Origin of the sequence: Dyadobacter sp. 22481, assembly GCF_052044875.1 — a bacterium.
Taxonomy (GTDB): domain Bacteria; phylum Bacteroidota; class Bacteroidia; order Cytophagales; family Spirosomataceae; genus Dyadobacter; species Dyadobacter endophyticus.
The window spans coordinates 492,504-508,234 of sequence record NZ_JBQENV010000001.1 but is presented as its reverse complement, the minus strand read 5'-3'; the positions used below and the strand labels follow the sequence as shown (position 1 = coordinate 508,234).

Sequence of the window (15,731 nt, the reverse complement as noted above, 5' to 3'; positions counted from 1 at the left end):
GTTTAAGTTGTAGTTCCGATTACTTTTAGTGTATTAACCGACTTCCTTACACCTCTGTCTTTCAGCATTTGGCTAATCTGGCTTGCCATGTAAATGGAAGCTTCGATTTCTGCTTTGCGGATAGCCACGCTCTCGATATTGAAACCGAAGGGAATGGACCGCTGCATGCAGAATGTGGTAAGCTCGGAAGCAATGTCAAGGCATATATTGACCGACCTTTCAAGCATATCATCGGACTTTCGAAGATCTTCTTTCAGCTCTTCGGGCACATTAATGCCCAGCCAATCCATGAAATGCAGCGTTTTTTCGGACCCGCATGCCGTAATCGTGAAAATAATCGTAGGCGGGGCTATCTGCTGGCGGTCGCAACTAAGGGCCAGGTCGTCGATCACCTGCTTTGCATACTCGAGGTTAAAAACACACTGTGAAATGAAATAAGACACCCCGCTTTCCATCTTATCCAGTATCCGCACATCTTCATCTCGCAGCACTTTATGGCGCTCGGGAATGGTTACAGCACCGATAACGGACGTTTCTTCATTTTTGCGCCAGATTTTATAAGCTTCTGGAAGACTGGTCTTTACTGGAAAATCGGGAGCGGGAACGCCGACAAACACAGGGTAGAAACTTTGCTTGTGCAGCGCTTCGAGCCATTCGGACAGCTCCTCTCCGGAAAACTTGCCGGCAGGACGGTATATTATTTTCGGGACGTCGAGCGTGCCCAGATATTCCGAGGCAAAAATGAGCGGATCAAGCGAGTTCAGGAACGGGAAAGGCCTTTCCTCTTTGGTGCGGGCCGATTCATCCTGCACATCATACACGACCAGCGCATCAATATCGAGCGCTGCTAACCGCTCAATAGTCTTCTGGGCAATCTCGGCAATGCGTTCAGCAGTGGTGTCGGCTTTGGGTGGCGTGATACCGTAAAGTACCACTCCTGATTCCTGGGATTTGATCTTGTTTAGAAACATGACATTACTTGATATACGGCTTCCTGCCGCTTCTCCATAAAAGAATACCTGCATGATGGACATCCTGCTACCCTGGCCGTCCATTCTTCAAACTAAACATCATTTTCTGAATTTATTACTAGTGAATGCTCCTCCTGCGTATCTTTTTTATTATTCAGCAAAATCCCCGCACCGGCCGCTTCCTTCCTACTGCTTTTTTTCAAAGCCTTCTGACGACACGAAAATCTTCGGATTTGCACGCGGCGGAAAGGTATATACCGGCGCGGCAATACTTAGTAATTCGGATCAACACATTACCAGTCATGGCTAACAGACGTGAATTTTTAAAAACTACCGCGGCAGGCTCGCTGGGGATCGCCATCGGCGGAACGGCCATGGGTTTCAGCGCGAGGAGCTATAACCGCATTATCGGTGCGAACGACCTCATCCGCATAGCGACGATCGGGGTCAACAGCCGGGGCAAAAGCATGAGCGGCACATTCGCAAGTCAGAAAAATGCAGAAGTAGGTACCATTTGCGACGTGGACGAACGGGCAATCCCGAAAGCCGTAGAGGCCGTTATGGATGCCAAACAAACCGCCAAACCCAAATCGGAGAAGGACTGCCGCAAGGTACTGGAAGACAAATCGATAGATGCCATATATATTGCTACGCCGGACCACTGGCACGCCCCGCTGACGATCATGGGCTGCCAGGCGGGCAAGCACGTGTATGTAGAGAAGCCACTGAGCCACAACCCGCGCGAGGGCGAGCTGGCGGTCGAGGCGGCGCGCAAGTACAAGCGCGTCGTACAGATGGGCGCGCAGCGCAGGTCCGCGCCGGTGCTCACGGAAGGCATCAAGCAGTTGCACCAGGGCATTATAGGTCGCGTGTATTTAGCCAAAACATGGTATACCAATAAAAGAAAGGCGACTTATCTGAAACCGGGTACCGTTCCTTCCTGGCTCGACTATGAACTCTGGCAGGGGCCTGCACCGCGTATGCCGTACAAAGAAGGCCTGATCCATTACGATTGGCACTGGTTCTGGCATTGGGGTACCGGCGAGGCCCTCAACAACGGTACGCATGAGGTGGATGTAGCCCGCTGGGGGCTCGGCGTCGACTTCCCGACGCGTGTTAGCTCAGTGGGCGGACGGTACGAGTTCAAGGACGATTGGGAAACACCCGACACGCAGGTGATCGCGATGGATTATCCAGGCCGCATTTCGCTGATCTGGGAATCGAGAAGCTCGAATGGGCGCAAGATCGAAGGCCAGGACCGCGGGATTATTTTTTACGGTGAAAACGGTAGTCTCGACACCGGCGGCGACAGCTACAAGGTCTACGATCTCGATGGCAAACTGATCAAAGAGGTGAACTCACCCACCGAAGAAGCGGGAATGCAAGGCCGTAACCTCGCCAGCCCGAGCCTCGGTATGGACAACCTCCATGTGGCCGACTTCCTGGACGCGATCCGCAACAACCGCAAACCGAACTGCGATGTAGAGCTGGGCTACAAGAGTGTGGTGGCAATGCAGCTCGGCAATATCGCCTGGCGCGTGGGTCGCGACCTGAAAATCGACCCTAAGAACGGGCACATTATCGGCGACAAAGAAGCTGAGAAATTGTGGTCACGCGAGTATGCGAAGGGCTGGGACCCGGTAGTATAACATATTGGCGCCCTGCACACACGTTTGCAGGGCGCCAATTCTATTTCTTGATGGCATAACCGGCATAGAGTATATTCATGTCCTTGCTTCCTACCAATTTGAACTTTTGACCGAGCTCTACGAAAGTCCATTCTCCTTTGACCCGTTTCCTGAGATAACCCAGCATTTTGGGGATAGATACATTAGGTTCGGACCCGTGGTGCTCTTTCCATTCGAACCCGCTTTTAACTAAAAGTGATTTTATTTCCTCCGGCTTGATGAACATTTCCCAAACGTGCAGATTAGGCGGCATAAATGCCCAGCGTTTCTACTCCTGCCATATTTTAATCGCGACAAGCTTACTGATAAATGTCCTGTTGAGCGTATCGTAAAAGAAAATACCGTTATCTTTTCCATTTCCTTTCGATTTAGTTATTTATAGGGTTTTCCAAAAACTGAATGCTGTTGGGGCAGCAGCAAGGCGGGAATAACTCCCACCTGCTGAGCCTATCGATCAACGTTGAGTAATTAGCAATTGAAGAGGACGCTTAAATGGTATTATTCAGTGTGCAGGCGTGCCAGTGTGAAAGAGGGTGCCATCGCGCTAAATCCTTGTTACAAAGCTATTCAAGGCCGCAGCCAAGCAGGTGGAGAATATACCCAAAAAGGTGGATTATTGTTTCAGACGCCGGAATTCCGTGGGAGAATACTCAAATTCTTCGGAAAACAGCCGGCTGAAATACTTAGGGTCTTCGAACCCGACGGCATAGGCAACTTCGGAAATGGTCATGGGGCGGGTAGTCAGCAATTGACGCGCCTGCGTAAGCCGTAGCGAACGGTCGTAGCGCGTAACCGACATACCTGTGAGCGCGATCATCTTCCTGTGGAGCGAAGAGCGGCTCATACCCATCTCGTGATAAATGGCTTCCATCGACGACGGGCTGTTTTCCCACTGCCCTTCCAGCGCCGAGCGCAACTTTTGTAAAAACAGGTTTTCCAGCGACTCGTTTTCTTCGACGAAAGCCGTACCAGGCTCCAACGACTCCATCGCGTGCTGGCTGTAATATACGCGCAGGCGCCGCCGCGATTCGAGCAGATTGCCCAACACCACCTCCAATTCCTCCCGTTGATAAGGCTTGGTAAGATATGCATCCGCACCGCGCCGGAGGCCGCTGATCCGGTCGTTCATCCCGGCCCGGGCCGTCAGCATGACGATTGGAATATGGCTCGTCGCCGGGTTGTTTTTCAGCGTATCGCACAGTTCATAACCATCTTTCAGGGGCATCATTACGTCCGTCAGGATCAGATCTGGAATACTTTCCAAAGCAAAATCGATGCCCGCCTGACCGTTTTCTGCCCGGATAATCTGGTAATGGATATTGAGTGAAGATACGATGTAAGCAGCCACATCCTCGTTGTCTTCCACAAGTAGCAGCACCGGTTTCTCCTCATCCGTTTCGCTGGTCACGTCAGTTGCTTCAGGCACGTCGGGCTTGCTGAAAATGGCCTTCGGCTGCTGCGGCAATAAAACAAACGGGGCTCGGCGGGTCCGCCGGAAACGTACAACAAACTCGGCGCCTTCGCCAGGCACACTTCGGACTGCCAGCCCGCCGTGCATCAGGGATACCAGCTCCCGCACGAGCGCGAGGCCAATGCCGGTCCCCCCAGTTTCGGAAGCCGGTTGGCCTGAAACCTGGAAAAACCGGTCAAAGATCAAGGGTAACTTATCGGCCTCGATACCCAAACCGGTATTTCGTACACGAATTGAAATCCATTCGCCATCCGACTGGCTCCCTACCGGAACGGCCTCATAACATTCCGTGCCAACTAATGGGTCCTTGTCGTCCAGGGTCAGCCGCAGATAAATATCCCCTCCTGCCGGTGTAAACTTGATGGCGTTAGTCAGGAGGTTGGATAGGATGTCCTGCAATTTATCTTTATCAAAATCGGCTTCCAGAAATGCCTCGTCGGAACAAAAATGCATTTGAATATCCTTTCCTGCGGCCATCGTATCGAAAGACTCGGCCACATACCGCGCGAACCTGACCAAATCCGACCGGATGGGCTGCCATAGCATCGCCCCGGATTCGAGTTTCGAAAGGTCCAGGATCTGATTGATCAGCCGCAATAAACTGCTCCCATTCCGTTCGATCAGGTCGGCCGCGCGAGGGCTCCGCTTCAAAAGCTCATCAGGCCCATAACGTTTCAGTTCGGAAGTCATACCAAGTATCACCGTCAGAGGCGTCCGGAATTCGTGAGAGATATTGGCAAAAAAGCGGGATTTTGCCTCATTGAGCTCATGCAGCGACCGGGCCTGATGCTCGATAACCTTCTTATCCTGTTCGATGCGCGCTGTGGCGTGCCTGATCTCCGCTTCCAGTCGTACCTGCTCCTGCTGATGATTCCAGATCCGCCATTTGAGCCAACCCCAGATGCCAGCCATTAAAACCAGCGCCGCCAGCACCAAAAACCAGGTTTGCAGATAAAACGGCTTCAATACTTCGACAGCAAAAGTCAGCGTGTTGGCCGACCATTGTCCATCGGCCGCCTGACCTTTGATCAACAGTTGATAAATGCCGTAAGGCAGTGTCCCAAGCCTCAGTGTCGATTCGGTCTGCTGCGTCCACGCATTGTCCAGCCCTTGTAACCGATAGGTATAAACGTTCTTTTCCGCGTCGGTAAAATTCAGCATGGCAAATTCGAGCACGGCAGTATGCTCGCCTGGCTGCACGACGATTTTCTGCGTTTGAGCAAGCTCTTCCGTTTTGTCTTTGAGCTCGCCGAGCGAGTTATCAAATTGCCGGAACGAGACCACGCGCATACTCAGCGGATTCGTCGGTTTTTCGGACTCAAAATCCCGGGGATTGAATGCGGTGACGCCGTTTAGTCCTCCGAAATAGATATTGCCGGCCTTGTCCTGAAAATGCGCAATGCGGTTAAATTCATTATGGGTAAGGCCGTCTTGGGTAAAATACGTCCGGGTGGTGAGTCTCCCCGGGTCGAACTGCATAATGCCGTTGTCGCTGCTTAGCCAGAGATGCCCACGTCTGTCGGGATAGATCGCGTGGATATTGTCGTTGGACAACCCTTCAGAGCGCCGGAACTGGCGGTATTTGTTCCGCGGCCTGTCCCAGCGTATCATGCCCGCATTAGCCGTTCCCAACCAAAAGACGCCATTCTGATCCTCGTAAAAATACTCGTAAACATCCGCCGGCAGGTAGAACTCGCCTTTACCACCGCTCCAATAGCGGCCGGTAATGCCTTTCACCGGATCAGCCGTATACAAACCGGTTCCCGAGCAAATCCAGAAAGTGCCTTTCCGGTCGGGGGCTATGTACAGTACGTGCGACTGCGCCAGCTCCTTGAACTGGTTGAATTTCGTGAATGACTCGACCTTACCGGCTTTTGAATCACCTAACCACAGTCCCAGGCGGCCACCGATCAGCCACCGGTCTTCACCAAAGTGGCGCACAGCCCAAATTGTCACATTACCGGGTAATTCAAATGCCGCTCCCGCCCCGCTTTTGAACCCATAGTCAATCAGCGCATTGCCCAATCCAAGCATTACCCGACCAGGGAGATTGTCGACAAGCGCCACGGTTGGGCCATAGCGCGGCTCACTCAGCAGTTTCTTAACCGATCCTCCATTTAAGCTGCTCGAATAGAGTCCGAATTTTTCAAGACTGGCGTAAACGGCATCTCCCGCAACGGTAATGCCGCGAATCGCCGCCGTTTTCTCGCCCGTGTAGGTCGCATTGTAAAACAGCCTGCGAAAGTAATTGGGTGCTACTTTCACCTGATACACTCCAAAACTTGTCCCCAGCCACATCGAACCGTTCCGATCAACAAAAAAGCTCCGATTGACTACCGCTTCCCCCGACAACTGATCGTTGATATCCAGGAGAACTGCGCCCGTCGAATCGCGAAGACGTGTTCCGTCCCACATGTCGCCGGTTTTATCAAAAATGTAACAAACCGGAAAAAGTGCCTGGGACAAAACCGGAAGCTGGGCACGCGGTAATTCATGCCGGTTGCCCGCCTCGTCTATCCTGTAAAAATGGTAAGCGAAATCGCGGGACAGCGTTACAAGCAGATAGCAAAATTCGCTACCGGCATTGCGTTGCCCCATACAATTCGCGATCAGGTTCACCGAGTGCTTATATTCCCGAAGGACCCGCCCCTCTGCGGTAAGCTCGACCAGGTTCTTCCCATCGGCAATGCACCAAACCGTGTTGTGAACCGTTGCTCGCAGGAGCGTCAATTGCTTGAACTGTTTCAAACGAACGGACTTCAAACCGGATTTTGAGCGGTAGGAAGACAATATAGCAGACTGGTAGTTTGCAAAAAAGATGGTCCCATCCGGGGTCGCCAGCAGGCGCTGCGGAACGTTCAGGTGGCTATTCAGGTATTTTTTGCCGAATTTCTCTTCAAAAGAGATGGTTTTCCCCGTTAGCGGATTGAAAAGAGAAATACGCGATTCCCCGAAAGGGCCCATCAGCCACAATATCCCGTCGGCGTCCTGCGCAATAGATTGTATATCATCAAATGCAAGCCCACTGCGGTCTTTGGTGAAGTTCGTAAATGTCTTTCCGTCTAAACGGCTGAGCCCATACTTGGTACCGAACCACATAAACCCCTGCCGGTCCTGAAAAATGGCGTTCACTTCCCGATGCGCCAGCCCCTCTGCCGGGCTATAGTGTTTCACCCAGGCAACGTAAGGATGGGCGGCATTCGGTCGGGCCGCGCTCGGTCGGGCAGCGTTCGGCTGGGCTGCACACGGTCGGATGCACAGCAAAAAAAGTAACCCTAAGACAAGACCTGCTGTTTTCACCTGGTTAACAAAAGCTACAAAAACAATAAATGTAGCAGACCTACTTTACACCATTTGTAGCTAGAATTCGGGCCTGGCAAATTAGCCGGCAGGTAACAGCTTCCTGTCCACCGAAAACCTCCCGCTGCCCTCCGCGATAATCGCCAGCGCCAGCCCGATCACGAGCAAATGGTACTCGTAGCCCTCACCCTGCTGGTTACCGAACCAGTTCATAAAAAAGCCGTTCTGTGCGTGCTGCCCGACGAAAATAATCCCGGTAAACAATCCGATGATAGCCGCAGACCAAAGCCTGGAAGCGAAACCGGCGATTAATGCGATCGCACCCGCGAATTCGATCAGGATCACCAGGAAGCCCACGAGCCAGGGAATATGCAGGGTTTGGGTAAAAAACTGCATTTCGCCTTTGAAACCCGGGCCGCCGAACCAACCCAGTACTTTTTGCGCGCCGTGGGGAAAGAGAACGAGGCCTATGGTAAGGCGTAGAACTAGACCTGTCCAGTCGTTATTTGCTTTGAAAATGATTGCTTTCATTACTTTGCTAATGGTTATTTGAAGCAGCAAAGGACCGGAAAGCGTGCGCCTAAAAAATTAAAGTAGTTGAAGAAATCAGCCTTCCATTAACTTTTTTCGAAGCATACTGAGAAATACAGGAGTGATGCCGAGGTACGCAGCGATCTGCTTTTGCGGAATACGCTGTCCGAAAGCGGGGTATTTACGCACAAAATGCTGGTAGCGCCCCGCCGCATCGAGCGAAAGTGATTGATCGATCCGTTCCATATGGGCAATGAATGCATTTTGCAGGAGAATCCTGAAAAACCGCTCCATTTTAGGGACCTTTTCGTAAAGCAGGTCGAGGTCGGGCTTCGTGATTTGCAGCAGTTGGGTATCTTCCAGTGCCTCGATGTGATAACGGCTTTCCTTCCCCGTCAGAAAGCTGAACAAATCGCCTACCCACCAGCCTTCGGCCCCAAACATCAGAATGTGCTCAAATCCATTTTCATCGATAGAATATATTTTAACACACCCTTTCATGATGAAATGCTCCGACCGGCACACTTCGCCTTGCCGCAGCAAAAATGCTTTTCGCTTCAATTGCTTCGGCTGAAACAGGGAAAGGACCAATTCAATCTCCCCGACGTCGAGGTGTACGTGGCGTTCGATATTCTGGATTAATAGGCTGGTAATCATTGCCGGGCTTCGCCGTTAGTGCGCTATTTTCGTTTGTTTGTCCCTTTCCGGCACCCAAATCCAGGGTGCATTTTAATCCTAATTTAAGGTCATTTTAACGGCGTTTAAATCTGCACTGCCCTCTTTTGGACTATATTTTTTTAAAATATTAATATCCCCTCCCCCTGACAAGAAACCGAACTACGCCAGCTACAAAGCAAAAGGCGATGGCTTTGCTATGTTCGGAATTTACTAAAACCGGAAATCATTACTAAACCTTTTTTTAAATCATGACAAATATCCGCTCCCCGTCCCGCCCGTACGGACGCTCCTCTACCTATTTTTTTGAAATGAAACGCTTGATAAAAACTAACTGATTTCTACATGAAAAGTTATGTACAACCGCCCGTCGACCGGTCGGGAGGGATTATAAAGATAATCCTGCTAAACCTTTTGCTCCTGGTCTCGCTTTGCGCCAACGCCGGCGGAAACATTTTTGCCGCCGATAAGAAAATTACAGGTAAAGTACTCGATTCTAAAGACGCCTCTCCACTGCCCGGCGTGAATGTGCTCATTAAAGGAACCGGCATCGGAACCTCCACAGATGCTTCCGGAAATTACGAAATTAATGTCCCTGGTGAATCCAGCGTACTGGTATTCAGCTTTGTAGGCTTCACCAGCCAGGAAATTACCGTCGGGAGCCAGTCGGTAATCGATGTAAACCTGGCTACGGACGCGAAAGCGCTGAGCGAAGTGGTCGTGATCGGGTACGGTACCGTACGCAAATCGGATCTTACAGGCGCTGTGGCCACCATCAAAGGTGAGCAGCTGATGGACAAGCCGGTACCCAACGTTTCGCAGGCCCTTCAAGGTAAAATTGCGGGTGTCGAGGTGAGCGTAAACAGCAATGCACCCGGTGCGGCGGCAAAAGTGCGCGTTCGCGGTATCGGCTCCATCAACTCCAATATCGACCCGCTTTACGTGGTGGATGGGGTGATCGGTGTGGACGGAAACTCGATCAATCCGAATGATATTGCTTCGCTCGAAGTGCTCAAAGATGCCTCGTCGACAGCCATTTACGGTGCGAGAGGTGCCAATGGCGTGATCATGATCACGACCAAACGCGGACGGGCGGGCGGAATGAAGGTTTCTTATGACGGGAATGTCAATGTAAGTGATCTTTACCGCCATGTCAAAACGCTAAATTCCGATGAGTTTGTGAAGGTCTACAACGAGGCCTATGCCAATGGTACCAAATTCGACCCGGCCGGCGGCACCTGGACGCCCCCTGCGTTGCTCAACCACGCCAATTTCCCGTTGCTGTTCGATGCCAACGACAAGCCATTGTACAATACCAACTGGGAGAAAGAAGTGTACAAGCCGGCCATTTCCACCAATCATTCGCTTAACTTCCAGGGGGGTAACGATAAAACCCTATTCAGCCTTTCGCTGGGCTACCTGAACCAGAATGGTCTAATGGCCACTTCCGCATTCAAGCGGTACAACCTTCGATTTACCGTTGACAGCGATATCAACAAGTGGCTGAAAGTGGGCGGAAGCCTGTCACTGATCGACAGCCGCCAGCGCATGGTGTCCGACGGCAACGGCTCGTTGAATGTGCCCCGCATGGTGTCGGAGGAGGTACCTATCCTACCTGTTAAATATCCCGACGGTACCTGGGCCGGCAACAACGACATCGCCGGGTTGGAAGGTGGCCCCAACCCCGTGAACATCGCCAACAATCGGTATACCATCAACAACACGCTCCAATCCCTGGGCAATACCTATTTGCTATTCCACATCACCAAGGACCTGGATTTCAAAACCGACCTCGGATTTAATCTGCAATCGCAGAAAAACAATTACTTCTCTTCCCAAAACCTGGCGCACATGTCGGCCGACCAGGGCGGGGTCGCGAACATCCGGGGCTATCTGAACACTTACTGGCAATCGGAAAACTACCTGACCTGGAACAAGACGATCAACCAGCGCCACCGGTTTACGGCATTGCTCGGCGCTTCGTGGCAGCAGTACAACCAGGAAACCGATTTTGTTGAAACCCAGAACTTTATCGACGACATCTTCCAATGGCACACGCTAGGTTCCGGTTCTGTAAGGAGCTCCTCTACCTCAGCCGATTACAAATGGGCCATGAACTCCTACTTCGCCCGGGCGACCTACAACCTCGACGAGAAGTACCTGTTCACGGCGACCGGTCGCTATGATGGATCATCGAAATTCGGTGCGAACAATAAATATGCGTTTTTCCCTTCGGTAGGTGCCGCGTGGCGCGTTTCGGAAGAGGCTTTCCTGAAAGGCAACAAGACGATCACCAATTTGAAAGTACGCACCAGCTACGGGCTTTCGGGCAACCAGGAAATCGGTCAATATCAATCTATTGCACAAATTCAGCCAGGCACTACCAATGCAACCAGCACGGTGCTGAACGGAGCATTGCAATCGACTTTGCTGCCGAGCTATTTGGGTAACCCCAATTTGAAATGGGAGAAATCGCTGCAATTCGATGCGGGTGTTGAACTGGGTCTGGGACAAAAAATCGACCTGACGGTGGATTATTACAACCGCGTGACAAAAGACCTGCTGCTTCAAGCGCCTATTCCGTGGTCGGCCGGTGAAGTGAATGCGAATGTGTACCAAAACGTAGGTTCGGTACGGAACTCGGGCTTTGAAGTGAGCTTGAATACGACGAACATCGAGACGCGCAACTTCTCCTGGACCACCAACTTTATTTTCGCCACCAATGCGAACAAGATCCTGAAATTGAACCGTGGTAATGCCGACATTTTCCCCGGCCCCAACTTCCTCGGGCAGACCAACATCCTGCGCGTAGGCGAGCCGATCGGTTCATTGTACGGTATGACAAGGCTCGGAACTTACAGCACCGATGAAGCAGCCCTGGCCGCGGAGCATAACCTGAAACCAGGCGACAGAAAGTACATTTACAATGCCGACGGCAGCAATTATTACAGCATTATCGGCCGCACGACGCCTAAATGGACCGGCAGCTTCAACAGTACCATGAAGTACAAAGGCTGGGATTTTTCATTCAACATCCGGTTTGTCGAAGGCCTGAATACCGCAGCGACATTCAAGCACTCGGTGGAAGACAGGCAGACCATCGCTAACAGCCTCGCAACCGTGCTGAATGCATGGACACCTACAAACCAGAACACGATGATCTCGCAGGTGCGGAACTACAAGTTCGCGCAGGATTCGCATTTCGATACCTGGTGGGTTGAAAACGGCTCGTTTATCCGCGGCCAGAACTTCATGCTAGGCTACTCGTTCAACGACCCTGTTCTTGAAAAGCTGAGAATTGACCGTCTGCGCCTGTACGCAAGTGTCCAGAACCTGTTTGTGATCACGAAATACACCGGTTACGACCCCGAGGTGGATACATTCAATTCCGGCTACGGGGCTAATACCGCCTTCTCGCAAAACCTGGATTTCTTCTCCAATCCCCGCCCAAGGGTTTGGAACCTGGGCTTGACACTTACTTTTTAAACCGCAACTACAAAAGATATGAAAGTGCTGAAAAATATATTGCTGGCAGCATCATTGCTGACCCTGGGTTCCTGCTCGGATTTTCTCGAGGAGAACCCGACCGGCTTCCTGACACCCGAATCGGAGGCGTCCAGCAGCAAAGTGGCCCGGGCTTATGCGAATTCCGCGTATGTTAACTTGCAGGGGCTTTTGGCCGGCCAGCCTGCTTCCTATGGCGGGAACACCTACAATTTGCTCGAATTCATGACCGGCAAGGCCAACAGCGATCTCGGCCAGACCGGATTTGTGAACTACCAGAACCTGGGTTATACTAATACTTCGTTCTACTTCGACACCTGGTGGCAGCAAATGTACCTCGGCGTGGGTGCCTGTAACCTGGCTTTGCAAAGCATCCCGGGCATTAATGCGGCCGGACTTACCGACGAACAAAAGAACAATATGCTTGCGGAGGTCCACACGCTGCGTGCATTGTACTACTTTTACCTGGTGCGGATGTACGGCGCGGTGCCTGCGGTAACCGCCGTTCCTACAAACCTCGACCTGAACGTCGCACGTACCCCGGCGAAGGACATTTATGACAAGATCATCATCCCCGACCTGCTCGCTGCGGAAGCATCCTCGTTACCGTGGTCGAATACGACGGGAAATGTATCAATGTCGGCAGTGGAATCGCTGTTGGCGGACGTGTACCTGACCTACGCCGGCGCGGCGATCAACGGTGGCCAGCAGTACTATGCCGAATCGGCGAAGCGGTCGCTCAATGTGATTCAGAAAGGCGGTTATACACTTTTCAAAAATTACACCGACATGATCAACCCGGCAAACAAAAACCTGGGCGAATTCATTTTCCAGGTGCAATATGCTGCCAGTGTGCCGCTGACCAACCCGCTCACGCCGCTTACGATCCCGAATTATTCAGGCATTTCGAAGTATGCGGATGAATATGGCTCGGTTTACCCGACGCCCGAGTTTATCAAGTCGTTCCCGAAGGGCGACAAGCGCGTGGAAGAGAAGCAATTCTTTTACACCACTGCTCCGAGCATCAAAACCGGCCAGCCCGTGAAATTCAAGAATACCTACATCTATAAGTGGTTCGATGCCAATGCGATCACGAGCACGATTAAATCCGACCTGAATTACACGCTTTACCGCCTCGCGGACGTGTACCTGATGTACGCGGAAGCGTCCAACCGCGCAGAGGGCACGCCTAACGCAAAGGCGGTCGAGTATGTGAATGCGATCCGTGCCCGCGCTAACCTGGCACCTGTTTCAGGGTTGAACCAGACTGCATTCGAACAGGAAGTGTGGTCGCAACGTTATTTTGAATTGTGTTTTGAAAACAAAATGTGGTTCGACATGATCAGGACACGCAAAGTACGCAACGACGTCACCGGCAACTGGGACAATTTCGTGGGCCACAAAACCGTTTTCGGCGCTACTTTCAGCGAAAAGCAACTGCTGTTCCCGGTACCGAGACAAGAATCGGACGTGAACCCGAATTTGCTGCCAAATAATCCCGGGTTTTAATTAAAGAACAATAATGGTTAGAATGGAAACAGCCGGCTCACTGAGTCGGCTGTTTTTGTTGGGCCGCCTGCGCAACGTGCTGTAATTGAGCAGTGTCTGAATCATTATACACCGACCTTTCGCGCGCATTGGTTTCCAGAATCGCCTCACGGAGAATAATTATATTGATTTAAAATATAGTTATATTTATTACCGAATGATTTTCGTGTGAACCCTAAGCATCCATTACCATGAAAAACATTACCAGGCTTATGCCCAACCGGGCCTGCTGCGCGATCATCGTTGCGGCGCTATCGCTGTCAATCGCAGTTTTACATGCCCAACCGCTGGCCAGTCCCATCTGCTCTTCTACGTCACAACATCAAAAGCTGATCCTATCTAATTCCCAGAAACAAATTTTTAACCATGCACAACAAAGTCTTGCGGCCTACATTGCCGCCAAAAAGGCCAGCCGCACAAATGCCGTCGACCAGGTTTATACGATTCCGGTCGTTGTGCATATTATTGAACCTATCGGCTATTCCCTGCTGACCGACCAGCAGGTGATCGACGGGATTGCCGAGGTGAGTAAGATGTTCAGAAACCAGCTCCCCGAATCGGACGGGGTGGATGTCCAAATTCAGTTTCAGCTGGCCGTCAGGTCACCTCAGTGTACACCGTCTACGGGAATTAACAGGATTTACACCAACAATGCAGCCTATACCCAATTTGGCGTCACAGGTTTCGGCGGCAACGGCTTGCCTTATGATCAGGTATATCCCATGAGTTACTGGAGTAATCTGGAATACTACAACATATGGGTGGTCAACTACATGGACCAGGCAGGCGCATTCGCAGCATATCCAACGGGCGCCTACTCGCCAAATGATGGAATGATGGTAATGTCGGCATACTTCAATACCAAATTACTCGCGCACGAGCTGGGGCACGCCCTGTTTCTTGGTCACACGTTCGCGAGAGGGATCGGCGAGGGAGATCTGGGTACAGTTGAATGCCCCCTGAACGACAATTGCAGCGCACAGGGTGACAATATCTGCGATACCGAGCCGGTCAATCAAAGCTCCAATTATCTCTGTTTAGGAAATCCCAATCCGCTCAATGCGTGCAACAACAATAGTCCGTACGGCAATGTCCTCAAAAATTACATGGGTTACAATAGTTTCGAGTGCCAGTCGCAGTTCACCAACGACCAGCGTACCCGGATGCGGAATGCCCTGGAATCCCTGCGATCGGGGCTGATCAACAGCAAAGGGCTGGACCCGGTCATCGCCCCGTTGAGCATTCCGAAAGGGACCACTGCTACCCTCACTGCAACGGGCTGCAATGGGTTAATAAATTGGTATGATGCCCCGTCAAATGGCAACCACCTGGCGTCAGGCAACAGTTATACCACGCCCGTCCTGGAAGAATCCAAAACCTATTACGCTTCATGCCTGCGCGCCGACTGCCCGAGCGATGTGCGGGTACCGGGCGTCGTAACCGTCGGCTCGGGCCTGCCGGTCCATCTTATCCGCTTCAGTGCCGCGCTGACGGAACAAAACCAGGTCACATTAAGCTGGGCTACCTCATTTGAAACCATGCACGACCATTTCGACGTGGAATCGGCGCGGGATGCTAAAACGTTCCACTATACGGGACGGGTTACTGCCCCTTTCCGGTCAGTCGCCGGGGTTTCGGAATACCAGTTTACTGACATTCCCGAACCACCAGCCGATATGGTCTATTATCGACTGAAGCAGGTCGATACCGACGGAACCTATGCTTTTTCCAAAACGATACCCGTTCGAATTCCCGAAAGCGTGCTGGTAACTGTCGGCCCCAACCCTACCGAGAACATTATTACCGTCAGCGGAGTATCCCATAACTGTGACATCGAAGTGATCAATGCGAACGGCACCGTGGTTCAGCGGGCGAAGAACCAACGCTACATTGATTCAAAACGCCTTCCTGCCGGACTTTACGTGGTTCGGGTAACGATGGGAAACGGGTACACGGTTTCAAAGAAAATCATTAAAAAATAAGCCAAATGCCGGCGGAGCGTTTATCAGCAAACGCTCCGCCGGCATTTAATACATCCTATTT

At 51.7% G+C, this 15,731-nt stretch carries 9 protein-coding genes; 4 read left to right on the top strand and 5 right to left on the bottom strand.

All coding sequences use genetic code 11. The features are described 5' to 3' along the window. Nucleotides 1–2 precede the first annotated feature (2 nt). Complete coding sequence (locus ACTJJJ_RS01835; protein ID WP_440701286.1) at nt 3–1,055, bottom strand: methylenetetrahydrofolate reductase; 1,053 nt, start codon at nt 1,053–1,055, stop codon at nt 3–5. 218 nt (nt 1,056–1,273) lie between these two features. Here ACTJJJ_RS01835 and ACTJJJ_RS01830 point away from each other — a divergent pair, with 218 nt between their 5' ends. Next, entirely contained in the window at nt 1,274–2,620 is a 1,347-nt protein-coding gene (locus tag ACTJJJ_RS01830; protein ID WP_440701285.1) for a Gfo/Idh/MocA family oxidoreductase, read from the top strand. Nucleotides 2,621–2,660: 40 nt separating this feature from the next. On the opposite strand, the gene ACTJJJ_RS01825 is transcribed toward ACTJJJ_RS01830, so the two are convergent. The 4 genes from ACTJJJ_RS01825 to ACTJJJ_RS01810 all read right to left on the bottom strand — a co-directional run bounded on the left by ACTJJJ_RS01825 (nt 2,661) and on the right by ACTJJJ_RS01810 (nt 8,618). Next, nucleotides 2,661–2,912: a hypothetical protein gene (locus tag ACTJJJ_RS01825; protein WP_440701284.1), complete on the bottom strand. Its 252-nt coding sequence runs from the start codon at nt 2,910–2,912 to the stop codon at nt 2,661–2,663. 360 nt (nt 2,913–3,272) lie between these two features. Beyond that, the gene (locus ACTJJJ_RS01820; RefSeq protein ID WP_440701283.1) at nt 3,273–7,304 is read right to left on the bottom strand and encodes a hybrid sensor histidine kinase/response regulator transcription factor; all 4,032 of its coding nucleotides are present in this window, start codon (nt 7,302–7,304) and stop codon (nt 3,273–3,275) included. A 207-nt stretch (nt 7,305–7,511) separates the two neighbouring features. Further along, a complete protein-coding gene (locus ACTJJJ_RS01815; protein WP_426295049.1) occupies nt 7,512–7,961 on the bottom strand; it encodes a DoxX family protein in 450 nt (149 codons plus the stop codon). Between the two features lie 75 nt (nt 7,962–8,036). Beyond that, complete coding sequence (locus ACTJJJ_RS01810; RefSeq protein ID WP_440701282.1) at nt 8,037–8,618, bottom strand: Crp/Fnr family transcriptional regulator; 582 nt, start codon at nt 8,616–8,618, stop codon at nt 8,037–8,039. A 363-nt stretch (nt 8,619–8,981) separates the two neighbouring features. On the opposite strand from ACTJJJ_RS01810, the gene ACTJJJ_RS01805 reads away from it, so the two are divergent. The 3 genes from ACTJJJ_RS01805 to ACTJJJ_RS01795 all read left to right on the top strand — a co-directional run bounded on the left by ACTJJJ_RS01805 (nt 8,982) and on the right by ACTJJJ_RS01795 (nt 15,670). Beyond that, nucleotides 8,982–12,122: a SusC/RagA family TonB-linked outer membrane protein gene (locus ACTJJJ_RS01805; protein WP_440701281.1), complete on the top strand. Its 3,141-nt coding sequence runs from the start codon at nt 8,982–8,984 to the stop codon at nt 12,120–12,122. A gap of 18 nt (nt 12,123–12,140) precedes the next feature. After that, a complete protein-coding gene (locus tag ACTJJJ_RS01800) occupies nt 12,141–13,649 on the top strand; it encodes a RagB/SusD family nutrient uptake outer membrane protein (RefSeq protein WP_188931311.1) in 1,509 nt (502 codons plus the stop codon). A gap of 230 nt (nt 13,650–13,879) precedes the next feature. Continuing rightward, nucleotides 13,880–15,670, top strand: coding sequence for a M43 family zinc metalloprotease (locus ACTJJJ_RS01795; protein ID WP_440701280.1), 1,791 nt, complete (start codon nt 13,880–13,882; stop codon nt 15,668–15,670). The last annotated feature ends 61 nt before the right edge of the window (nt 15,671–15,731 follow it).

Excerpts from the sequence above, each read along its gene's own strand:
- ACTJJJ_RS01835 (WP_440701286.1), bottom strand. The coding sequence starts at position 1,055 with ATGGACGGCCAGGGTAGCAGGATGTCCATCATGCAGGTATTCTTTTAT.
- ACTJJJ_RS01830 (WP_440701285.1), top strand. The coding sequence starts at position 1,274 with ATGGCTAACAGACGTGAATTTTTAAAAACTACCGCGGCAGGCTCGCTG.
- ACTJJJ_RS01825 (WP_440701284.1), bottom strand. The coding sequence starts at position 2,912 with ATGCCGCCTAATCTGCACGTTTGGGAAATGTTCATCAAGCCGGAGGAA.
- ACTJJJ_RS01815 (WP_426295049.1), bottom strand. The coding sequence starts at position 7,961 with ATGAAAGCAATCATTTTCAAAGCAAATAACGACTGGACAGGTCTAGTT.
- ACTJJJ_RS01810 (WP_440701282.1), bottom strand. The coding sequence starts at position 8,618 with ATGATTACCAGCCTATTAATCCAGAATATCGAACGCCACGTACACCTC.
- ACTJJJ_RS01805 (WP_440701281.1), top strand. The coding sequence starts at position 8,982 with ATGAAAAGTTATGTACAACCGCCCGTCGACCGGTCGGGAGGGATTATA.
- ACTJJJ_RS01800 (WP_188931311.1), top strand. The coding sequence starts at position 12,141 with ATGAAAGTGCTGAAAAATATATTGCTGGCAGCATCATTGCTGACCCTG.
- ACTJJJ_RS01795 (WP_440701280.1), top strand. The coding sequence starts at position 13,880 with ATGAAAAACATTACCAGGCTTATGCCCAACCGGGCCTGCTGCGCGATC.